We start from the raw sequence: 20,188 nt of genomic DNA, 5'->3' as shown, positions 1-20,188 counted from the left end.
CACCCCAGCTCACCAGCACAACAGCCCGCAGGAGAGGAACCGTCGGTGTCGATGCAGTTCGGATACGTCTCGCCCGAGCAGATCATGAAGGACCGGGCCGACTACGCCCGCAAGGGCATCGCCCGGGGCCGGTCGGTCATCGTCGTCCAGTACGCGGGCGGCATCCTGTTCGCCGCCGAGAGCCCGTCGCCGTCGCTGCACAAGATCAGTGAGATCTACGACCGCATCGCGTTCGCCGCGGTCGGCAAATACAACGAGTTCGAGAACCTGCGCCAGGCCGGGGTGCGCATGGCCGACCTCCGCGGCTTCTCCTACGACCGCGTGGACGTGTCGGGGCGGGCGCTGGCGAACGTGTACGCGCAAACGCTGGGGACCATCTTCACCCAGGACCCGAAGCCGTACGAGGTCGAGCTGGTGGTGGCCGAGGTGGGCCTGACCATCGAGACCGACCAGATCTACCGCATCACCTACGACGGCTCGGTGGCCGCCGACAGCGGCTACTCCGTCATGGGCGGGGCGGCCGAGCAGGTCGGCCGGTACGTGAGCGAGCACTTCACCGAGGGCGCGTCGCTGGAGGGCTCGCTGCGGCTGGCGGTCGACGCGCTGGGCCGCGACACCGACGAGCCGCGGCAGCTGGCGCCGTCGTCGCTGGAGGTCGCGGTGCTCGACCGCGAGCGGCCGCGGCGCACGTTCCGGCGGCTCACCGGGCCGGTTCTGGACGCCTTGCTCGACCGTGGCGGTTCCGAGACCTCTCCGCAGGCCGATTCCGACACCTCGGGCGACTAGGCTCGGACCATGGATCGCCGCATCTTCGGTCTCGAGAACGAGTACGGCGTCACGTGCACGTTCCGCGGGCAGCGGCGACTGTCACCCGACGAGGTCGCCCGCTACCTGTTCCGCCGGGTCGTCACGTGGGGTCGCAGCAGCAACGTGTTCCTGTCCAACGGGGCCCGCCTGTACCTCGACGTCGGCAGCCATCCCGAGTACGCCACGCCCGAGTGCGACAGCATCACCGACCTCGTCACGCACGACAAGGCCGGCGAGCGGGTTCTCGAAGGGCTACTGGTCGACGCGGAGAAGCGGCTGGCCGAAGAGGGCATCGCCGGCGACGTCTACCTGTTCAAGAACAACACCGACTCCGCCGGCAACTCCTACGGCTGCCACGAGAACTACCTGGTCGGACGGCACGGCGAGTTCTCCCGGCTGGCCGACATCCTCATCCCGTTCCTGGTCACCCGGCAGATGATCTGCGGCGCCGGCAAGGTGCTGCAGACGCCGCGGGGCGCGGTGTTCGCCGTCAGCCAGCGGGCCGAGCACATCTGGGAGGGCGTCTCCAGCGCCACCACCCGCAGCCGGCCGATCATCAACACCCGCGACGAGCCGCACGCCGACGCCGAGCGGTACCGCCGCCTGCACGTCATCGTCGGCGACTCCAACATGAACGAGTGCACCACGCTGCTGAAGGTCGGCGCCACCGACCTCGTGCTGCGGATGATCGAGGCCGGCGTCGGTCTGCGCGACATGACGCTGGAGAACCCCATCCGGGCCATCCGCGAGATCAGCCACGACCTCACCGGCCGCCGCAAGGTCCGGCTGGCCGGTGGCCGCGAGGCGTCCGCGCTGGAGATCCAGGAAGAATATTTCACCAAGGCCCGCGACTTCGTCGAGCGCCGCGAGCTGGCCACCCCGGCCATCCAACGCGTGCTGGAGCTGTGGGAGCGCACCATCAAGGCCATCGACTCCGCCGATCTCTCGCTGGTCGAGGGCGAGATCGACTGGGTGACGAAGTACCGGCTGATCGAGCGCTACCGGGCCAAGCACAACATGACGCTGACGCACCCGCGGGTGGCCCAGCTCGACCTCGCCTACCACGACATCCACCGCGGCCGCGGCCTGTACTACCTGCTGGAGAAGCGCGGCCAGGTGCAGCGGGTGGCCCGCGACGTCGAGATCTTCGAGGCCAAGTCGGTGCCGCCGCAGACCACCCGGGCGAAGCTGCGCGGCGAGTTCATCAAGCGGGCGCAGGAGCGCCGCCGCGACTTCACCGTCGACTGGGTGCATCTGAAGCTCAACGACCAGGCACAACGTACGGTGTTGTGCAAGGACCCGTTCCGGTCCGTCGACGAGAGGGTCGCTCGCCTCATCGAGGGAATGTGAGCGTAAGCTGCCTGCCGCAGCCCGTTCAGGTAGTTCTCAGGTGCAGCGCTTAGGGTTGCCGTTTCGTCGGAACACAACACAGCCCGCGATAGAGATGAAGGACTAGTTCACCGTGCGCAGACGACAGGCTCTGGCCGCTCTGATCGTGTCATCCGCTCTCGCGCTCTCCGCCTGCGGAGGCGACGACGGAGACGGCGACTCCACCGCCACGACTGACCTGGGCGTCGAGGTCTCCGGCGCGCAGGGCGAGAAGCCGACGCTCACCATCCCCGACGAGGACCCGCCGGAGGACCTGAAGATCGAGGTCCTCGACGAGGGCGACGGCGACGAGGTCGGTGAGAACGACGTCGTCGTGGCCAACTACCTCGGCCAGACGTGGGCGCCGCGCCCGCCGGCCGCCGAGCAGCCGCCCGTCGAGCAGCCGCCCGCGGAGGAGCCTCCGGCCGAGGACCCGGCGGCCACCGAGCCGCCCGCCGAGGGCGACGTCGGCGGCGCCGCCACGCCCGAGGACGGCGCCAGCGCCGACCCCTCCGAGGACGCGGCCTCCGGCGACGCCGAGCCGTACGTCTTCGACAACTCCTACGACCGCGGCAGCGCCGCCAGCTTCTCGCTGGACCAGGTCATCCCGGGCTGGAAGGAAGGGCTGGCCGGCCAGGCCGTCGGCTCCCGCGTCCTGCTGTCGATCCCGCCCGACCAGGGCTACGGCACCCAGGAGGGCCACGACCTGCAGAACGACACGCTGGTGTTCGTGGTCGACATCGTCGACTCCATCGACCCGGCGGGACAGGCGTCCGGTGAGCCGGTCGCCGAACTGCCCGCGGGCCTGCCCGTCGTCACCGACGGCGCCGAGGGCGCGGCTCCGACCGTCGACTTCGCGGCCGCCACGCCGCCGGAGGCGTCCGACTCCACCCTGGTCGTCACCGGCGACGGTGAGCCGGTGGGCGCGAACCTGGTGGTCAACATGGTGCAGGCGTCCTACCCCGACGGCGCCGACGTCATCACGACGTGGGACGAGGGCCAGGCGCCGCTGACGCTGGCGGCCGAGCAGCTGGCCGGCATCCCCGGCCTCGCGGAGGCGCTGACCGGCGCGAACATCGGCAGCCGGGTGGTCAGCCGCATCTCCGCGGCCGACAACGCCAGCCCCGACGGCGCCGAGGGTGCGCCGCTGGTCCTGGTCATCGACGTCATCGGGAGCTACTGATGGGCCTGGAACGACCCGAGATCGACTTCGTCGGCGGCGACGCCCCGGCGGACCTCCAGATCAGCGACCTCACCGTCGGCGACGGCGTCGAGGCCGCGCCGGGCGCGACCGTCCTCGTCCACTACCTGGGCGTGGAGTTCGAGTCCGGCGAGGAGTTCGACGCGTCGTGGAACCGCGGCGCGCCGATCGAGTTCCCGCTGCGTGGCCTGATCAAGGGCTGGCAGGACGGCATCCCGGGCATGCGCGTCGGCGGCCGGCGGCAGCTGGTTGTCCCGCCCGACCAGGCCTACGGCCCGGCCGGCGGCGGTCACCGGCTGTCCGGCAAGACGCTGGTCTTCGTCATCGACCTGCTGGACGTGAAGTAGCGCTCGCTCGTCACGGACTCCCGTCACCCCGGCCAGGGGTGGCGGGAGTTTCCGCGTTCCCGGCAACCTTTCCCGCTGCGGCGGTGTCTGGAGGGGTGTGCGCAACGAAGGATTCGACGAGTTCGTGGCCGGGTGGTCGGCCCGGCTGCTCCGCTCCGCCTACCTGCTGACCGGCGACCGGGGCCTCGCCGAGGACCTGGTCCAGGACGTCTACGAGCGGCTGTACGTCGCCTGGCCGCGGGTCACCGACCCGGCGGCCTACGCGCACCGGGCGCTGACCCGGCACGCGATCAACAGATGGCGGTCACGGTCCCGGCGGCCGGTGGAGGCGGCGTACGACTTCGACCACGACCGGCCGGACCAGCGGCCCGACGCCGTCGACGTCTACCACGAGCGCGCCGTCGTCGTGAGCGCGCTGCGGACGCTGACGGCGCGGCAGCGGGCGGTGGTGGTGCTGCGGTTCTTCGCCGATCTCTCGGAGGCCGACACCGCGGCGGCGATGGGCTGCTCCGTCGGCACCGTGAAGAGCCAGACCTCGCGCGCACTGGCCCGGCTGCGGACGATCCTCCCGGCCATCGACGACACTCACCTCACTCCGGAGGCACGGTCATGACCAGCGACGAGAACACCCTGCGGGCCGCCCTGGCGGCCGCGACCACCGGCCTGGACCCGGACGGCGACGTCCTCAGGCGCGCCCGCGACGGCGGCCGCCGGCGGCTGCGCAGACACCGTGTCCAGGTGGGCGCGGCCTCGGTGCTGACGGCGGCGGCCGCGGTCTCCGGCGTGGTGCCGCTGCTCGGCGGCGGCTCGGGCCCGGAGACGATCAACCCCCAGCCCGCCGGGCCGGCGCTGTCGGCCGGGGCCGGCGAGGACTGCGAGGATCTGCCCGCCTACGGCTCGAACATCACCCCGGCGGAGCTGCCGGACGAGGTCCGGCTGCTGTGGCCGGAGGACGGCCGGCTGGAGGTCGAGGACGTCTGGCCGCGGATGGAGACCGGACCGTGCAGCGGCGGCGGCGAACTGGGGCTGGCCGGCGTGGACGCCGACGGCGTCATCGAGCGGCTGGCCGTCGTGTTCGGCCCGGAGCCGGCCGACGTGGTGCCGGCGGGGACCGCGCCCGGCACTCTGGTGCCGGCGCCGGGGGACCTGGAGGCGGGCCGGCGTGACTTCGCGTGGCTGCTGCCGGACGGGCAGCAACTGCGGGTCGACGCGGACGGCTTCGACCTCGCGGAGCTGGAGGACCTGGCGGCCGCGGCCACCCTGAAGGACGGCGTCGTCGACCTCGGCGGCTGGCCGGCCGCGATGGCGCTGGAGTACGGCGGCGAGTCCGAGCCCGCGCGGTCGACGCAGTACGGCTGGGACGTCTCGGGCCCGCAGGGGTCGCTGAGCGTCCAGACGATGTCGGGCGACATCTACGGCTCGGGACTGGTCGGCGACCGGATCGTCGACCTCGGCGGACGGCCCGCCGTGCTGCGCGGCCCGGACCACCTGGTGTGGTCGCCGGAGCCCGGAGTGATCGCCTCGCTGACCGTCGCCGAAGGGCTGGATCCGCTCGAGGTCGCGGCCACCGTCGGCCCGGTGCCGGCCGACGACGCGCGGCTGGCCGACGCCGGCCCCCCGGAGCCGGGGGAGACCCCGTCGGCGCCGACGACCGACGCGACCAGCACGCCCACCCCGGCAGGCTGATCTGGAGGAGTGCGGGTTCCGGGACAGCCCGGAACCCGCACCGCTCCATTCAGCCGTCGTGCTTCAGCAGCGCTCCGGCGTGCCGCCCGGCGGCGGCCGCCGCGACGAAGTAGGCGGTGTCCTCGTCGAGGCCGCGGCCCATGGTCGACAGCCCGACGGGCACGGCCGCGAGCGCCTCCTCCAGCCCGTCGACGGGCACGGAGACGACGGTGTGCCGGTGCGCCAGCCGCGCCGCCTGGGTGCGCACCTTCTCACCGAACTCGCCGGGCAGCTCCGGGACGACGATGTCGGCGGGCGCCAGCGCGACCTTGCCGTACGCCGTCAGGCTGTGGTGCGACACGCCGTGGTGCCGGGCCCGCGGGTCGGCCGAGCTGACCCGCAGCGACCCCACCGGCCGCCCGCCCAGCACCACCGCCGCGTTGACCGCCTCGCCGCAGGCGACGCCGGAGAACCCCCAGCGGGTGCCGGTGCCGAGGTTGCCCGGTCCCTGCGTCACGACGGCGACGTCGGCCTCCAGGACGTGCTTGGCGGCCAGCAGCGCGGTGTGCAGCGTCACGGCCTCCAGGTCGCCGCCGAAGGCCTGCCCGGCCGTGACCGTGCCGGCCAGCCAGCCGGCCTCGCGCAGCGCGGCGGCGGTCTTGCTGAACCACAGCGGCAGCGCGCCGCCGTCGGTCATCACGTAGGCCACCTTCACGTCGGCGGGGAACTCCGCGGACGTCGTCAGCCCGGCCAGGATCGCCGGCAGCGCCGAGTGCAGGTCCGCCGTCACGACCGGCAGCCCCTCCAGGTCGTCGGCCTCGCGCAGCACCTCGTGCCACTCGGAGTCCTGCTCGTCGACGCCCAGCACGGTGGTCTGCAGTGGTGTGTACCGGGCCTTGACCAGGTGCCCGGGCCCCGGCTCGGGGTCGGGAGGCAGCTGGTTCGGCACGGCGACGACCATCGCGTACCCGCCGGTGCCCAGGCCCATGGCCAGCGCCGTGGTGTTGAGCACGACGATCTCGCCCGGCCGTGGCCGGCCGACCAGATCGTCGTAGGCCAGGGCCCGCACCTGCTCACCGTCGACCTCGACACGCAGTTGCGTCGCACCGGGCCAGGAGGCGTCTACTGTTTTGACAACACCGTTTCGCCAGCGAATCACGCGTTGAGACTAGCTATTGGCTAGTCTCGCGCTGGCAAGGGATTGGGGGTAGGCGTGTCGCAGGCGGCCAAGAGCGAGCGGTTGATGAACCTCGTCATCTGTTTGCTCGTCGCGCGCGGGTACGTGCCGAAGAGCCGGATCCGCGAGGTCGTCGGGGGGTACGGCGACCAGAACGACGATGCCTTCGAGCGGATGTTCGAGCGCGACAAGGAGGAGTTGCGCGAGGTCGGCATCCCGATCGAGACCGGCTCGTTCGACCCCATGGGCGACGAAGAGCCCGGCTACCGCATCCTGCGGCACGAGTTCGAACTGCCGGAGATCCGGTTGGAGCCCGACGAAGCCGCGGTGGTCGGCCTGGCCGCCCGCGTCTGGCAGCACACGTACCTCTCCGAGGCGTCCAGCACGGCCGTGCTGAAGCTGCAGGCGGTCGGCGTCGAGGCCGACACCGGGTCGCTGGGCGCCGTCGAGCCGCGGGTCGGGGGAGAGGAGCCGGCCTTCTGGCCGCTCTGGGAGGCCGTGCGCGACCGCCGTCCGGTCGCCTTCCACCACCGCAAGAGCTCGACGTCCGAGCCGCTGCTGCGGCACCTGCAGCCGTGGAGCGTGCTGTCCTGGCACGGCCGCTGGTACGTCGTCGGCTTCGACACCGGCCGCGAGGCGGCCCGGATGTTCCGCATGTCGCGCATCGTCGGCGACGTCCGCACCGACGGCCCGGCCGGCGGCTACGAGGTCCCGGCCCCCGAGACCGTCCGCGAGGCGGCCGCCAGCCTCGCCCCGCCCGAACGCGCGCCCGTCCTGCACGCCACGGTCCGCGTCCGGCACGGCAGCGGGCACGGCCTGCGCCGGCGCGCTACGTTCGTAGCGACCGACGCGACCACCGGATGGGACGAGGTGACGGTGCCCTACACGAGCAACCAGGCGCTGGCCGAAGAGCTGGTCAGCCACGGCGCCGACGTCGTCGCGCTGACGCCGGTGGAGCTGCGCGACGCCGTCGTCGAGCGGCTGCGCGCCATCCTGGCGGTGCCGGCGTGACACCGGCGAAGGGCCCGGCGAAGCGGACCACCCGGAAGCGGACGGCCACGAAGACCGCCGCGCCGTCGCGCCGCGCCGACAGCGCGCAGGCGCAGGTCACCCGGCTGCTGTCGATGCTGCCGTACCTGCGCTCGCACCCCAGCGCGAAGGTCTCCGAGGTGGCCGCGCTGTTCGGGGTGAGCGAGCGGCAGGTCATCCGCGACCTCCAGGTGCTCTGGTTCTCCGGCCTGCCCGGCCTGCAGATGGGCGACTACATCGAGGTCGACATGGAGGCGGTCGAGGGCGAGGGCATCATCAGCGTCTCGAACGCCGACTACCTCGCCCGGCCGCTGCGGCTGCGCACCGACGAGGCGGTCGCGCTGATCGTCGCGCTGCGCACGCTGGCGTCCGTGCCCGGCTCGTTCGAGCGCGGCGCCGTCGAGCGGGCCATCACCAAGCTCGAGAACGCCGCCGGCGAGGCCGCCCAGCAGGCCGCGGCCGTGCAGGTGCAGGTCGACGGCGACGCCGTCGCCGACGTCGCCGCCACCGTGCGCGGCGCGCTCGACGCCAAGAACCGCCTGCACCTGTCCTACTGGGTGCCCGCCCGCGACGAGGCCACCGAGCGCGACGTCGACCCCATGCGGCTGGTCGTGGTCGACGGCCGGCTCTACCTGGAGGGCTGGTGCCACCGGGCCGAGTCGGTGCGACTGTTCCGGCTCGATCGCGTCCTCGACGTCAAGGAGCTCGACGTCCCCGCCGAGGTGCCCAGCGAGGCGCGTCCCCGCGACCTCGACGGCGGCCTGTTCCAGCCGTCGCCCGATGACGAGTTGGTGACGTTCGAGCTGACGCCGGCCGGCCGGTGGGTGGCCGACTACTACCCGTACGAGTCCGCCGAGGAACTGCCCGGCGACGCGCTGCGGCTGCGGCTGCGCTCCCGCGACCGCGCCTGGGTGCGACGGCTGGCGCTGCGGCTGGGCAGCACCGGCCGGGTCGTCGCCCCGGCCGACCTGTCCGCCGAGGTCACCGGGGCCGCCCGGGGCGCGCTCGCCGCGTACGAGTAGGGTCGGCGCATGTCCGCACTCGCCGCTTGGCTGTTCGTCGCGCTGGCCGTCGCGCTGGTGCTGGCCGTGGTGCTCGTCGTGCGGGCCGCGTGGGTGCTGTTGCGCAAGCTCGGCGGGCTGAGCCGGGAGATGAACGCTCTGCGAGACGACCTTGACGAAACCGTAGGATCGAGGTTGAAGTAGTCCCCGGCACGCGTCCGGCATGCCAGGCCCGCCCGGTATTGCGGGTACCATCAACGGGACGTCCCGTTCAGGAAGAGGTCGACCATGGGTAGCATCGGCACCTGGCAACTGGTCATCGTCTTGGCCATCGTGTTCCTGCTGTTCGGGGCCAAGCGGCTGCCGGAGGCCGCGCGCGGGCTGGGTCGATCCCTGAAGATCTTCAAGTCCGAGACCGAGGGCCTGATCAACAAGGACGACAAGGACGTCACCGGCGAGGACGCCCCGCAGGCGCAGCAGCCGGCGCCGCGCGCCGTCGAGCAGCAGGCCGCCCCGCAGCAGCAGCCGGCCCAGCAGCAGGCCGACGAGCCGCGCCGCGACGCCTCCTGATCCGCGTCGCTGATCCGACGTGGCGACAGTGATCGGCCGTCGGGGTAAGGGCTCCAAGCCGGAGCGCGACCCCGAGGGCCGCATGACCCTCACCGAACACCTGCGCGAGCTGCGCAACCGCCTGATGTGGTCTGCGCTCGCGGTGGTGGCGTTCGGCATTCTCGGGTTCATCTTCCGCGAGCGCATCTTCGACTTCCTGGTCGACCCGTTCATCGACGCGGCGCGCGAGACCGGCCGGAAGGCCGACCTCAACTTCCGCGAGATGCTCGACCCGCTGACGGTGCCGCTGCGCATCGCCATGCTCACCGGCATCGTGTTCGGCGCGCCGGTCTGGATCTACCAGCTGTGGGCGTTCGTCACCCCGGCGCTGTACCGCAACGAGAAGAAGTGGGCGCTGGCCGTGGTGGGCGCGGCGGTGCCGATGTTCGGCCTCGGCGTCGTGCTGGCGATGTGGCTGATGCCGCGCGCGATGATCTTCATGCAGAACTTCGCGCCGGGCGACACCTCGATGCTGGTCGACTTCAACAGCTATCTGAGCTTCGCCATCCGGCTGGTGCTGGTCTTCGGCATCGGGTTCCTGCTGCCCATCTTCGTGGTGCTGCTGAACGCCGTCGGCGTGCTACGGCACGAGACGCTCGGCACGGCCCGGCGCTGGGTCATCGTCGGCATCTTCGCCTTCGGCGCCGTCGCCACCCCCACCGGCGACCCGCTGTCGCTGATGGTGCTGGCCGTCCCGATGTGGCTGCTGTTCGAGCTGGCCGTGGTGGTCTGCCGGGTCATGGACAAGCGCCGCGACCGCACCGCCGGGAGCGGGCTGGCCGACGACGAGGCCACCCCGGACGACATGCTGGACGACCTGGGCCGCGTCGACGACGATGACGACCGCCGCCGGCGATGAGCTCGCGCTCCTGATCAACCCGTCGGCCGGCCGTGGGCGTGGCGCCCGGGCCGGCCGGCGTGCCGCGCACCGGCTCGCCGCGGCCGGGCTGACGGTGCGCACGCTGGCCGGGCGCGACGTCCGGGAGGCGGCCGACCTCGCCCGCGAGAGCGTCGAGGACGGCGTCCGCGCGCTGGTCGTGGTCGGCGGCGACGGCATGGTGCACCTGGGCCTGCAGGCCGTCGCCGGCTCCGGCACCCCGTTCGGCGTCATCCCGGCCGGCACCGGCAACGACTTCGCCCGGGCGCTCGGGCTGCCGCTGCGCGACCCCGACGCCGCCGCGGACATCGTCGTCGCCGGCGCGCTGCGCGAGGTTGACCTCGGCCGCACCGACGGCCAGTGGTTCGCCGGTGTCGTCGCGGCCGGTTTCGACGCCAAGGTGAACGACCGCGTCAACCGCATGCGCTGGCCGAAGGGGCCGCGCCGCTACGACCTCGCCACCTTCGCCGAGCTGGGCGTCTTCCAGCCCATCCCGTACCACCTGGAGCTGGACGGCGAGGTGCTCGACCTCGACGCCATGCTGATCGCCGTCGGCAACATCGCGTCCTACGGCGGCGGGCTGCGCATCACCCCCGGCGCGGAGCTGGACGACGGCCTGTTCGACATCGTCGTGGTGGCGCCGGTGGGCCGGGCGACGCTGATCAGGGCGTTCCGCCGGGTCAAGCACGGCACCCACACGGTGTATCCGTTCGTCAGCGTGCACCGGGCCCGGCGGGTCAAGCTCGACGCGCCCGGCATCACCGCCTACGTCGATGGCGAACGGCTCGGCCCGCTGCCCCGCACGTTCGACGTCGTACCGCGCGCCCAGCAGGTGTACGCACCGGCCGCCGGGTTACCGTAGCCCCATGAGTTCGCCGGCGGAACGCTACGCGGCAGCATATGAGCGGCAACGCGATCCGTCCCCGCAGCTACGCGCCTTCCAGGCCGGGTACGGGTTCCAGCTCGACGACTTCCAGCTGCGGGCCTGCCGCAGCGTCGAGGCCGGCCGCGGGGTGCTGGTGGCGGCGCCCACCGGGGCCGGCAAGACGCTGGTCGGCGAGTTCGCCGTGCACCTGGCCCTCGAGGAGGGCCGCAAGTGCTTCTACACGACGCCGATCAAGGCGCTGTCGAACCAGAAGTACCACGACCTCGTCGAGCGCTACGGCGACGACAAGGTCGGCCTGCTGACCGGCGACAACACCGTCAACGGCGAGGCGCCCGTGGTCGTCATGACCACCGAGGTGCTACGCAACATGCTCTACGCCGGCTCGGCGACGCTGCACGGCCTGAGCTACGTCGTCATGGACGAGGTGCACTACCTCGCCGACCGCTTCCGCGGCGCCGTCTGGGAAGAGGTGATCATCAACCTGCCCGAGTCGGTGAGCGTCATCTCGCTGTCGGCGACCGTCTCCAACGCCGAGGAGTTCGGCGACTGGCTGACCACCGTCCGCGGCGACACCGACGTCGTCGTCGAGGAGAAGCGGCCGGTGCCGCTGTGGCAGCACGTCATGGTCGGGTCCCGGCTGTACGACCTGTTCGGGCAGGGTGAGGCCGACGGCGAGGGCCGCCGGGTGGTCAGCCCGGAGCTGGTGCGGGCCGGCCGCGACGACCTCCGCAGCTCCCGGCCCGGCGGGCGTTCGGGCCGCGGCGGGCGACCGCCACGCCGTCCGCGCGGCACGTACACGCCGGGCCGGGTCGAGGTGCTGGAGAAGCTCGACGCCGCCGGGTTGCTGCCGGCCATCGTGTTCGTGTTCAGCCGGGCCGGCTGCGAGGCGGCCGTGCAGCAGTGCCTGACCGCCGGCGTGCGGCTGACCTCACCGGACGAACGGGTCGAGATCAGGGAGCTGATCGAGGAGCGCACCTCCGGCATCCCCGAGGGCGACCTCCACGTGCTCGGCTACCACGAGTGGGCCGAGGGCCTGGAACGCGGCATCGCGGCGCACCACGCGGGCATGCTGCCGACGTTCAAGGAGGTCGTCGAGGAACTGTTCGTCCGCGGGCTGATCCGGGCCGTCTTCGCCACCGAGACGCTGGCGCTGGGCATCAACATGCCGGCCCGCACCGTCGTGCTGGAGCGGCTGGTCAAGTGGAACGGCGAGACCCACGCCGACGTCACGCCGGGGGAGTTCACCCAGCTCACCGGCCGGGCCGGGCGGCGTGGCATCGACATCGAAGGGCACGCCGTCGTGCTGTGGCAGCCCGGTTTCGACCCGACGGCGGTCGCCGGGCTGGCCTCGACGCGGACCTTCCCGCTGCGCTCGTCCTTCCGGCCGTCGTACAACATGGCCGTCAACCTGGTCGGATCGGTCGGGCGCACGCCCGCGCGGGAGATCCTGGAGTCGTCGTTCGCGCAGTTCCAGGCCGACCGCGCCGTCGTCGGGCTGGCCCGCCAGCTGCACCGCGCCGAGGAGGCGCTCGAGGGCTACCACGAGGCGATGACCTGCGACAAGGGCGACTTCCAGGAGTACGCCCAGCTGCGGCAGGCGATCAAGGACCGGGAGACCCAGTTGGCCCGCGAGGGCACCGCGCAGCGCCGGGCGGCGTCCGCTGCGGCGCTGGAGAAGCTGCGCCCGGGCGACGTCATCCGGGTCCCGACCGGCAAGTTCGCCGGCCTCGCCGTCGTCCTCGACCCCGGCATGCCGGCGAGCGGCCCGCACGGCGGCGAGGGCCCGCGCCCGACCGTCCTGACCGAGGGCCGGCAGGTGCGCCGGCTGTCGCTGATCGACTTCCCGAGCGCGGTCGAGCCGATGACCAGGCTGCGCATCCCGCGCTCGTTCAACCCGCGGGTGCCGGCGTCGCGGCGTGACCTCGCCGCGTCGCTGCGGGCCAAGGCGCCCGACGACGTCGGCCGGCAGTACACCGGAAAGCGGCGCGGCCGGTCCGCCGCGGCCGACGACGAGGAACTGGCCCGGCTGCGTCGGCAGCTGCGCGACCACCCGTGCCACCGCTGCCCGGACCGCGAGGAGCACGCCCGCTGGGCCGAGCGCTGGTTGCGCCTGCGCCGCGAGGCCGATCAGCTGCAGCGCCGGGTCGAGTCGCGCACCAACACCGTCGCCCGCCAGTTCGACCGCGTCTGCCGGGTCCTGGAGGACCTCGACTACCTGTCCGGCGACGAGGTGACGCCGTCGGGGCGGCGGCTGGCCCGGCTCTACGGCGAGCTGGACCTGCTGGCCGCCGAGTGCATCAGGCGCGACGTGTGGGCCGGCCTGGACCCGGCCGAGCTGGCCGCCGCCGTCGCCGCACTGACCTACGAGTCGCGCCAGCCCGACGACGCCGTCCCGCCGCGGCTGCCGCCGGGCCGGGTCCGCGACGTGCTGGCCGAGATGGTGCGGCTGTGGGGCGACCTCGACCACGTCGAGTCCACCCACCGGCTGGACTTCCTGCGCGAGCCCGACCTCGGCTTCACCCACGCCGCTTGGCGCTGGGCCACCGGCCACCAGCTCGACTCCGTCCTGCGCGACGCCGAACTCGCCGCCGGCGACTTCGTCCGGGCCGTCCGGCAGCTGCTGGACCTGCTCGACCAGGTCGCCGACGCCGCGTCCGGCACGCCGCTGCGTGAGACCGCGCGGCTGGCGGCGGGAGCGCTGCGGCGCGGCGTCGTGGCGTATGCGACGCTGTCGGCCTGATCGTCTCTCTGGAGGGCGTGCCGCATGCGGCTGCTGGTGCTGGGCGGGTCCGGGTTCGTCGGGCGGGCCGTCGTCGTCGACGCGGTGGAGCGCGGCTGGGACGTGACGACGTTCAACCGCGGCCTGCGCGGCTCGTCCGTCGAGGGGGCCGAGGCGCTGCGCGGCGACCGCCTGACGCCGTCCTCCCTGGACGTGCTGCGTGGGCGGTCGTTCGACGCGGTGATCGACACCTGGTCGGGGGCGCCGCGGGCCGTGCGGGACAGCGCCGCGCTGCTGGCCGCGCAGGCCGGGACGTATGCGTACGTGTCCAGCCGGTCGGTGTACGCGCCGCCGGTGCCGCCGGGCGCCGACGAGTCCGCGCCGGTGCTCGCGTCATCCCCGTCCGCCGAGGACGGCGACTACGGCGAGCAGAAGGCCGGCGGCGAGCTGGCCGCGCAGGCCGCCTTCGGCGAGCGCGCCCTGATCGCCCGCGCCGGGCTGATCCTCGGCCCGTACGAGGACGTCGGCCGGCTGCCGTGGTGGCTGGCCCGGGCCGCGCGCGGCGGACCCATGCTGGCGCCCGGGCCGCGGGACCTGCCGATCCAGTACATCGACGGCCGCGACCTCGCCGCCTGGCTGCTGTCGTCGGCCGCCGCCGGGACGGGCGGCGTGTTCAACGTCGTCAGCCGGCCCGGCCACGCGACGATGGGGTCGCTGCTGGACGCCGCCGTGGCCGTGACGGGCGGGGCGGCGACGCTGCGCTGGGTCGACCCGGCGCCGATCCTCGCGGCCGGCGTGGTGCCGTGGAACGACCTGCCGGTGTGGATCCCGCCGGGGCACGAGTACGAGACGCTCGGCCTGCACTCCGCCGACGTCTCCCGAGCGCTGGCGGCGGGGCTGGCGCCGCGGCCGGTCGACGAGACCGTCGCGGACACCTGGGCGTGGCTGCGCTCCATCGGCGGCACGGCGCCGCAACGGGCCGACCGGCCGCCGGTCGGCCTCGACCCGGACGTCGAGGCCGCGATCCTCGCCGCGGCAGGTTAGCCGGTGCCCGCTCGAACCTCCGCTAGGCGGCGACGGCCGATTCGTCGTCTCGACGCTGAACCGCACCGAGGCGGCCGATGCGCGACCGGCGCCCGCCGTCATCAGATCGCCTAGTGCGTCGCAGATCTCGACCCGCCCGCGCCGTCTCGACCGGCCCCGCTCCCGTTGGTCACCTGATCATCTTCTCGGAAACGATCAGGTGACGTGGACGGCGCGACGGCGGCCGATTCGTCACCTGATCGTTTGGCGCCGCGCCCTGCGGGTCCGGGACTGGGCCGGCCGGTCAGGAGGCCGCGTCCAGCACCGGGACGAGCTGCTGCTCCTCCCAGTCCAGGTGCGCCTCGAGTTGCTCGATCAGCGCGTCGACGTCGGCGAGCACCGCGGCGCCGTCGCCGCTGCCGTCGGCCCGGACCGCCTGCTCGATGCGGGCGATCAGGTCGGCGACCACGACGTGCTCCGCGCGCAGCCGCTCCAGTACGGGAGCCAGATCCGGGTGCGTGGCGGCGAGGCCGGGGAACAGGTGGGTGTCCTCGGCGGTGTGGTGGAAGTGCAGGCCGTGGCAGGCGCTCAGGCAGTTGATCCGCAGTTGCGCGCTCAGTCGCGGCCCGGCCGCCGCGACCTCGGCCCGAACGAGCGCCAGCTCGCGCCGGAACGTCTCGTGGACCGTGGTCAGGAACGCGCCGGGGGAGTCGACGCCGGGGCCGCCGGGCGGGCCGGGCACCGGCGTCAGCGCGACGACCGGCAGCGTGCGGCCGGCCCGCCGCTCGTAGTCGGCCCAGCCGGAATCGGTCTCGACCGCCCGGGCGAACACCGCGTCACGGTCGGCGCCGTCGAGCACCGCCGCGTCGGCGTCGAAGGCGAACAGGCCGTCCTCGACGTGCACCCGCGGGTGGGCGACGAGGTTGTGGAACCAGGCGGGGTGACGGGGCGAGCCACCCGCCGAGCCGATGACGATCACCCGTCCGCCGTCGTCGGGCAGGTACCCGACGGGGACGGTGTGCGGGGCGCCAGAGCGGGCGCCGGTGGTGGTGAGCAGGAGCAGCCGGGCTCCCTCGAACGGTCCGCCGACCCGCCCGCGATTCGCGCGGAACTCGTCGACGACCTGCTGGTTGACATCGGTGATCAGAGCCTCCAGGGGGTCGTCTCGACCCTACTGGTCAGCTCTGGCTGAAGTAGATCCGGGCGACGGTGTCGTCCGGGCCGAAGTCGACGACCAGCAGCTCGAAGTCGATCATGGTCGGCTGGGTCGAGTACTCCCAACTGGTGGCGTCGGCCGCACCGCCCGCGCCGAGCAGGTCCGCGGTCTCCGCCCGCGTCGCGTCCTCGAGCAGGCCGCAGTCGACGACGCGATCGGCCAGCTCACCCCTGCGGGCGCCCTGGTCGTCGTCGGCGGGGTCGAGGCCGGACCACTCGGCGGGGTCGAAGTCGCAGCTCGCCGCCTCGTCGTCGGCGCCGGAGCAGCCGGCCGCGAGCGCGACCAGGGCGGCGGCCGCCAGGAGCGTCGTGCGCATCTCGGGAGGCTACCGTGGCCGGGCGGGCGCCGGGCGAGCGCCGGTCGAGGTCCGGTCGAGGTCCGGGCGTCAGGCGGCGGGCGGGCCGAACGCGTTCAGCACCCGGTTCAGCGAGGAGTCCAGGCCCCACCGGTTCGCCAGTTCGACCAGCCCCTCCGGGTCGGCCGGAGCCGAGGGCAAGGTGTCGTCGTACGCGGGCAGCGGGACGTCCTGGCGGACCTTGACGACGTCGGGCGCGACGGCCAGGTAGTCGTGCGCGTCGGTGATCTTGCGGCGGATCGTGGGCGACAGCTCCGCCTCCGGGTCGTCGACCGCCGCGAGCAGCCCGTCGATGCTGCCGAACCGGGTGATCAGCGTGCCGGCGGTCTTGTCGCCGACGCCGGCCACGCCCGGCAGGCCGTCGCTGGGGTCGCCGCGCAGCGTCGCGAAGTCGGCGTACGAGCGGCCCGGGATGCCGTACTTGGCCGCCACCACCGACTCGTCGACCACCTCGTGCCGGCCGACGCCGCGGGCGGTGTACAGGATGCGCACGCCCCGCTCGTCGTCGACCAGCTGGAACAGGTCGCGGTCGCCGGTGACGACGTCGACCGGGCCCTTGTCGGCGGACGCGAGCGTGCCGATGACGTCGTCGGCCTCGAAGCCCGGCACCCCGAAGTGCGCGATGCCCAGCGCCGTCAGCACCTCGCCGATGATGGGCAGCTGCGCCTGCAGCGCCGCCGGGACCTCCTCGATGTTGCGGGCGGCGTTGGCCAGCCGGTGCGCCTTGTACGACGGCAGCAGCGCCACCCGGAACGGCGGGCGCCAGTCGGCGTCGAGGCAGGCCACCAGCCGCGCCGGGCGGCGGTCGGTGGTGAGCCGAGCGATGAAGTCGAGCAGCCCGCGCACGGCGTTGACCGGCGTGCCGTCGGGCGCCTTGATCGACTCGGGCACGCCGAAGAAGGCGCGGAAGTACAGCGAGGCGGTGTCGAGGAGCATCAGGCGGTTCTCGGACATGGCGGTCAGCCTACTGAGGCGGGCGCCCCGCACCATCGTTGACAGGCCCGGACGGCGGTCCTACGTTGCAGGAAGACGCCGGGGGGCACGATGGCGCAAGCAGCGGGGTTGGAACGGCTCGGGCGCGCCTGCGCGCGGCATTCGTGGCCGGTCATCGCGGTCTGGCTGGTCATCCTGGTCGGCACGGTGCTGGCCGACCGGGTGTGGGGCGGGACCTACAGCGACGACTTCACCCTGCCGGGCACCGAGTCCGGCCAGGGCAGCGACCTCCTGGTCGATCACGAGGTCACGGCCAGCTCGTACTCGGCCCGGCTGGTCTTCCAGGACGACGACGGCCTGTCGGCGCAGTCCGGCGCCGTCGACGAGGTGATCACCGACGTCGCGTCGGTCGACCACGTGCTCACCGTGTCCGACCTGGTGCCGGCGCCGGACGGCACCGTCGGCTACGTCACCGTCCAGTTCGACGGCAACCCGGGCGCGTTCGGATCGACGTTCATCGATGACGTCGACGCGGCCACCGACCCGGCGCGAGCGGCCGGCGTCGACGTCGACTACACCGGCGCGCTGGGCCAGGCCGCCGAGCCGGCCCCGGACGACCGGCGCTCGGAGAGCATCGGGATCGCGGTGGCGATCGTCGTGCTGCTGGCGGCGTTCGGCAGCGTGCTGGCGGCGTTCCTGCCGATCGTGTCGTCGGTCATCGGGGTGCTGGTGGCGCTGAGCCTGCTCGGGCTGCTGGCCGCGGGCGTCGACTTCGCCACGGCGTCGCCGACGCTCACCGCCATGCTGGGCCTGGGCGTCGGCATCGACTACGCGCTGTTCCTGACGACCCGGCACCGGCAGCAGCTGCTGAACGGCGCCGATCCGGTCGACGCGGCCGGCCGGACGGTGGCCACCAGCGGCCGGTCGGTACTGATCGCCGCGTCGACGGTGGTCATCGCGCTGTCCGGGCTGTGGGCGACGCGCATCGGGTTCATCGGCAAGCTCGGGCTGGCCGCCGCGGTCGGCGTCGTCGTCGCCGGGATCGCCGCGGTGACGCTGGTGCCGGCCCTGCTCGGCGCGGCCGGGCGGCGGATCGACCGGTTCCGGGTCCGGACGCCGGTCGCGGAGGAGTCCGGCGACGGGTCCGCCTCGGGCTGGCGGCGCTACGCGCTGGCGCTGGACCGGCACCCGTGGCGGTACCTGCTCGCCGGCGTGGCGGTGGCCGGGATCCTGGCCGTGCCGACGCTGTCGCTGCGGCTCGGGCACGTCGACGACGGCGCATCCGCGTCCGGCAGCACGACCCGGGAGGCGTACGACGCGATCACCACCGGCTTCGGCCAGGGCGTGAACGGCCAGTTCACCGTCGTCCTCGAGGTCGGTGACGGCGACGACGGCGCGACCATCGGCGCGGACGTGCAGAACGCGGTCGCCGGCGCCGACGGCGTGGCCGCCGTCACCGACTTCACGCCCAGCCAGGACGGCGCCCTGCAGGTGGCGACGGTGACGCCGTCGACCCGGCCGCAGGACGCCGCGACCGACGACCTGCTGCACTCGCTGCGCGTCGACACCATCGAGCCGCTGCTGGCGGGGTCCAACACGACGGCGTACGTGACGGGGATGACGGCGGCGCAGCTGGACTTCCGCGACCTGGTGGCCGAACGGTTGCCGGAGATCATCGCGATCGTCGTCGGCGCCGCGTTCATCGTGCTGCTGCTGTCGTTCCGCAGCCCGGTGCTCGCGGTCAAGGCGGCGTTGCTCAACCTGCTGTCGATCGCCGCCGCCTACGGCGTCGTCGTCGCGGTCTTCCAGTGGGGCTGGGGTTCCTCGCTGCTGGGCGTCGACCAGCCGGTGCCGATCGAGTCGTACGTCCCGATGATCATGTTCGCGATCGTGTTCGGGCTGTCGATGGACTACGAGGTGTTCCTGCTGTCGCGGGTCCGCGAGGCCTGGCTGGCGACGGGGGAGAACCACGGCAGCGTCGCGACCGGCCTCGCGGTGACGGCGCGGGTCATCTCGTCGGCGGCGCTGATCATGATGTGCGTGTTCTTCGCGTTCGTGGTCTCCGACGACGTCGTCATCAAGATGCTGGCGGTCGGGCTGGGGTTCAGCGTGCTGATCGACGCGACGGTGATCCGGCTGCTGGTCGTCCCGGCCGCGATGTTCCTGCTGGGAGACCGGTGCTGGTGGCTGCCGCGCTGGCTGGACCGTGCCCTGCCGCACCTGGAGCCGGAACCGGAGCCGGACCTCAGCCGCTCGGGCCGCTGACCAGCGTGCCGGTGGCGTACATGCGGTGCGACGAGCCGAACCGCGGCCAGCAGGTGGTGAGGGTGATGCGCCGCTCCGTCGGCTCGGTGTCGCGCGGCTCGCCCGGCACGGGGTCGACCACCCACACGTCGCTGATGTTGATCTTGTTGCCGTTGCTGTCGCCGTCGGGCGCGTCGTCGAGCTGGTAGACGTACGTGCCGTCGGCCATCTCGATCTCGATGGTGTCGCCGACCCGCAGGTCGGGGAAGCCGGCGAACGGCGAGAGGTGGCCGGAGCGGTGCGCGGCGATGCCGACGTTGCCCACCTCGCCGGGGTTGGCGGTGTCGGGGTAGTGGCCGGGGCCGCGGGCGAGGTCGTCGGGCTGCACGCCCTGCACGACGGTGAACATCCAGTCGTCGCCGAAGCGGGGGATGCGCAGGATGCCGTAGGCGTCGCCGTCGGCGAGCTCGTCCGGGTCGGGCGCCGGGGTGCCCTGGTCGGGCTCGCCCCACTGCACGCTCAGCTCGTCCTCGAGCTTGTCCTGCGCCTGCGCGGTCTGGATGCCGGTGCCCCAGATGACGTAGACGACGAAGAGTAGGACCAGCACACCCGCGGTGAGCAGGAGCTCGCCGATGCCCCCGACGACGACGGCCCAGGCGCTGCGGCGCGGGCGGGTGCTGACGCGCTGCTGCGCGTGTCGTGGCATACCCACGACCCTAATAGCGCGACGG

General features: G+C 73.2%; 20 protein-coding genes. 15 read left to right on the top strand and 5 right to left on the bottom strand.

Translation table 11 applies throughout. The features are described 5' to 3' along the window. The first annotated feature begins 45 nt into the window (after positions 1 to 45). From prcA to ACW62_RS00825, 6 genes are all read left to right on the top strand, one after another. A complete protein-coding gene (prcA, locus tag ACW62_RS00850) occupies positions 46 to 786 on the top strand; it encodes a proteasome subunit alpha (protein ID WP_053202188.1) in 741 nt (246 codons plus the stop codon). 9 nt (positions 787 to 795) lie between these two features. Continuing rightward, positions 796 to 2,157: a Pup--protein ligase gene (gene pafA, locus ACW62_RS00845; protein WP_046768442.1), complete on the top strand. Its 1,362-nt coding sequence runs from the start codon at positions 796 to 798 to the stop codon at positions 2,155 to 2,157. Positions 2,158 to 2,269: 112 nt separating this feature from the next. Continuing rightward, positions 2,270 to 3,358, top strand: a complete 1,089-nt coding sequence (locus tag ACW62_RS34615) for an FKBP-type peptidyl-prolyl cis-trans isomerase (protein ID WP_157574259.1) — start codon at positions 2,270 to 2,272, stop codon at positions 3,356 to 3,358. Next, on the top strand, positions 3,358 to 3,723 hold the full coding sequence (locus ACW62_RS00835; protein ID WP_053202186.1) for an FKBP-type peptidyl-prolyl cis-trans isomerase: 366 nt from the start codon (positions 3,358 to 3,360) through the stop codon (positions 3,721 to 3,723). Before ACW62_RS34615 ends, ACW62_RS00835 begins: the two co-directional genes overlap by 1 nt. A 97-nt stretch (positions 3,724 to 3,820) precedes the next feature. After that, complete coding sequence (locus tag ACW62_RS00830; RefSeq protein ID WP_053202185.1) at positions 3,821 to 4,336, top strand: SigE family RNA polymerase sigma factor; 516 nt, start codon at positions 3,821 to 3,823, stop codon at positions 4,334 to 4,336. Further along, a complete protein-coding gene (locus ACW62_RS00825; protein WP_053202184.1) occupies positions 4,333 to 5,409 on the top strand; it encodes a hypothetical protein in 1,077 nt (358 codons plus the stop codon). The genes ACW62_RS00830 and ACW62_RS00825 overlap by 4 nt, the downstream gene beginning before the upstream one ends. Before the next feature lie 49 nt (positions 5,410 to 5,458). Here ACW62_RS00825 and ACW62_RS00820 read toward each other — a convergent pair whose 3' ends face one another. Continuing rightward, positions 5,459 to 6,547 carry a DUF3866 family protein gene (locus ACW62_RS00820; RefSeq protein WP_083458990.1) on the bottom strand — a complete coding sequence of 363 codons (1,089 nt, stop codon included), beginning with the start codon at positions 6,545 to 6,547 and terminating at the stop codon, positions 5,459 to 5,461. 54 nt (positions 6,548 to 6,601) lie between these two features. On the opposite strand from ACW62_RS00820, the gene ACW62_RS00815 reads away from it, so the two are divergent. The 8 genes from ACW62_RS00815 to ACW62_RS00785 all read left to right on the top strand — a co-directional run bounded on the left by ACW62_RS00815 (position 6,602) and on the right by ACW62_RS00785 (position 14,730). Further along, complete coding sequence (locus ACW62_RS00815) at positions 6,602 to 7,576, top strand: helix-turn-helix transcriptional regulator (protein WP_205629059.1); 975 nt, start codon at positions 6,602 to 6,604, stop codon at positions 7,574 to 7,576. After that, a complete protein-coding gene (locus tag ACW62_RS00810) occupies positions 7,573 to 8,616 on the top strand; it encodes a helix-turn-helix transcriptional regulator (protein ID WP_205629058.1) in 1,044 nt (347 codons plus the stop codon). Before ACW62_RS00815 ends, ACW62_RS00810 begins: the two co-directional genes overlap by 4 nt. Before the next feature lie 9 nt (positions 8,617 to 8,625). Next, on the top strand, positions 8,626 to 8,799 hold the full coding sequence (locus tag ACW62_RS33685; protein ID WP_157574257.1) for a hypothetical protein: 174 nt from the start codon (positions 8,626 to 8,628) through the stop codon (positions 8,797 to 8,799). 84 nt (positions 8,800 to 8,883) lie between these two features. Next, complete coding sequence (gene tatA / locus ACW62_RS00805; protein WP_053202183.1) at positions 8,884 to 9,165, top strand: Sec-independent protein translocase subunit TatA; 282 nt, start codon at positions 8,884 to 8,886, stop codon at positions 9,163 to 9,165. Between the two features lie 28 nt (positions 9,166 to 9,193). Then, positions 9,194 to 10,063: a twin-arginine translocase subunit TatC gene (tatC, locus tag ACW62_RS00800; protein WP_053202182.1), complete on the top strand. Its 870-nt coding sequence runs from the start codon at positions 9,194 to 9,196 to the stop codon at positions 10,061 to 10,063. Continuing rightward, positions 10,041 to 10,943 carry a diacylglycerol kinase gene (locus tag ACW62_RS00795; RefSeq protein WP_053202181.1) on the top strand — a complete coding sequence of 301 codons (903 nt, stop codon included), beginning with the start codon at positions 10,041 to 10,043 and terminating at the stop codon, positions 10,941 to 10,943. The genes tatC and ACW62_RS00795 overlap by 23 nt, the downstream gene beginning before the upstream one ends. A 4-nt stretch (positions 10,944 to 10,947) precedes the next feature. Beyond that, the gene (locus ACW62_RS00790) at positions 10,948 to 13,707 is read left to right on the top strand and encodes a DEAD/DEAH box helicase (protein ID WP_053202180.1); all 2,760 of its coding nucleotides are present in this window, start codon (positions 10,948 to 10,950) and stop codon (positions 13,705 to 13,707) included. Positions 13,708 to 13,731: 24 nt separating this feature from the next. Next, positions 13,732 to 14,730 carry an NAD-dependent epimerase/dehydratase family protein gene (locus tag ACW62_RS00785; RefSeq protein ID WP_053202179.1) on the top strand — a complete coding sequence of 333 codons (999 nt, stop codon included), beginning with the start codon at positions 13,732 to 13,734 and terminating at the stop codon, positions 14,728 to 14,730. 283 nt (positions 14,731 to 15,013) lie between these two features. Here ACW62_RS00785 and ACW62_RS00780 read toward each other — a convergent pair whose 3' ends face one another. From ACW62_RS00780 to ACW62_RS00770, 3 genes are all read right to left on the bottom strand, one after another. After that, complete coding sequence (locus tag ACW62_RS00780) at positions 15,014 to 15,853, bottom strand: nitroreductase/quinone reductase family protein (protein WP_276202924.1); 840 nt, start codon at positions 15,851 to 15,853, stop codon at positions 15,014 to 15,016. A gap of 34 nt (positions 15,854 to 15,887) precedes the next feature. Continuing rightward, positions 15,888 to 16,241 carry a hypothetical protein gene (locus tag ACW62_RS00775; RefSeq protein ID WP_053202177.1) on the bottom strand — a complete coding sequence of 118 codons (354 nt, stop codon included), beginning with the start codon at positions 16,239 to 16,241 and terminating at the stop codon, positions 15,888 to 15,890. Positions 16,242 to 16,310: 69 nt separating this feature from the next. Beyond that, the gene (locus ACW62_RS00770) at positions 16,311 to 17,234 is read right to left on the bottom strand and encodes a 5'-3' exonuclease (protein ID WP_053202176.1); all 924 of its coding nucleotides are present in this window, start codon (positions 17,232 to 17,234) and stop codon (positions 16,311 to 16,313) included. Between the two features lie 108 nt (positions 17,235 to 17,342). On the opposite strand from ACW62_RS00770, the gene ACW62_RS00765 reads away from it, so the two are divergent. Next, positions 17,343 to 19,478, top strand: coding sequence for an MMPL family transporter (locus ACW62_RS00765; protein WP_205629056.1), 2,136 nt, complete (start codon positions 17,343 to 17,345; stop codon positions 19,476 to 19,478). Here ACW62_RS00765 and ACW62_RS34610 read toward each other — a convergent pair. Further along, positions 19,459 to 20,163: a class E sortase gene (locus ACW62_RS34610; protein ID WP_053202174.1), complete on the bottom strand. Its 705-nt coding sequence runs from the start codon at positions 20,161 to 20,163 to the stop codon at positions 19,459 to 19,461. The genes ACW62_RS00765 and ACW62_RS34610 overlap by 20 nt on opposite strands. Positions 20,164 to 20,188: the final 25 nt, after the last annotated feature.

Source organism: Jiangella muralis (genome assembly GCF_001270745.1).
In the GTDB taxonomy this organism is placed as follows: domain Bacteria; phylum Actinomycetota; class Actinomycetes; order Jiangellales; family Jiangellaceae; genus Jiangella; species Jiangella muralis.
Note: the sequence above shows the minus strand (reverse complement) of the source record. Positions and strands in the feature narration are given on the sequence as shown.

What these genes read in the sequence shown, in the direction of transcription:
- pafA (WP_046768442.1), top strand. Translation starts at nt 796, where the DNA reads ATGGATCGCCGCATCTTCGGTCTCGAGAACGAGTACGGCGTCACGTGC.
- ACW62_RS00835 (WP_053202186.1), top strand. Translation starts at nt 3,358, where the DNA reads ATGGGCCTGGAACGACCCGAGATCGACTTCGTCGGCGGCGACGCCCCG.
- ACW62_RS00825 (WP_053202184.1), top strand. Translation starts at nt 4,333, where the DNA reads ATGACCAGCGACGAGAACACCCTGCGGGCCGCCCTGGCGGCCGCGACC.
- ACW62_RS33685 (WP_157574257.1), top strand. Translation starts at nt 8,626, where the DNA reads ATGTCCGCACTCGCCGCTTGGCTGTTCGTCGCGCTGGCCGTCGCGCTG.
- tatA (WP_053202183.1), top strand. Translation starts at nt 8,884, where the DNA reads ATGGGTAGCATCGGCACCTGGCAACTGGTCATCGTCTTGGCCATCGTG.
- ACW62_RS00795 (WP_053202181.1), top strand. Translation starts at nt 10,041, where the DNA reads ATGACGACCGCCGCCGGCGATGAGCTCGCGCTCCTGATCAACCCGTCG.
- ACW62_RS00790 (WP_053202180.1), top strand. Translation starts at nt 10,948, where the DNA reads ATGAGTTCGCCGGCGGAACGCTACGCGGCAGCATATGAGCGGCAACGC.
- ACW62_RS00785 (WP_053202179.1), top strand. Translation starts at nt 13,732, where the DNA reads ATGCGGCTGCTGGTGCTGGGCGGGTCCGGGTTCGTCGGGCGGGCCGTC.
- ACW62_RS00775 (WP_053202177.1), bottom strand. Translation starts at nt 16,241, where the DNA reads ATGCGCACGACGCTCCTGGCGGCCGCCGCCCTGGTCGCGCTCGCGGCC.
- ACW62_RS00770 (WP_053202176.1), bottom strand. Translation starts at nt 17,234, where the DNA reads ATGTCCGAGAACCGCCTGATGCTCCTCGACACCGCCTCGCTGTACTTC.
- ACW62_RS34610 (WP_053202174.1), bottom strand. Translation starts at nt 20,163, where the DNA reads ATGCCACGACACGCGCAGCAGCGCGTCAGCACCCGCCCGCGCCGCAGC.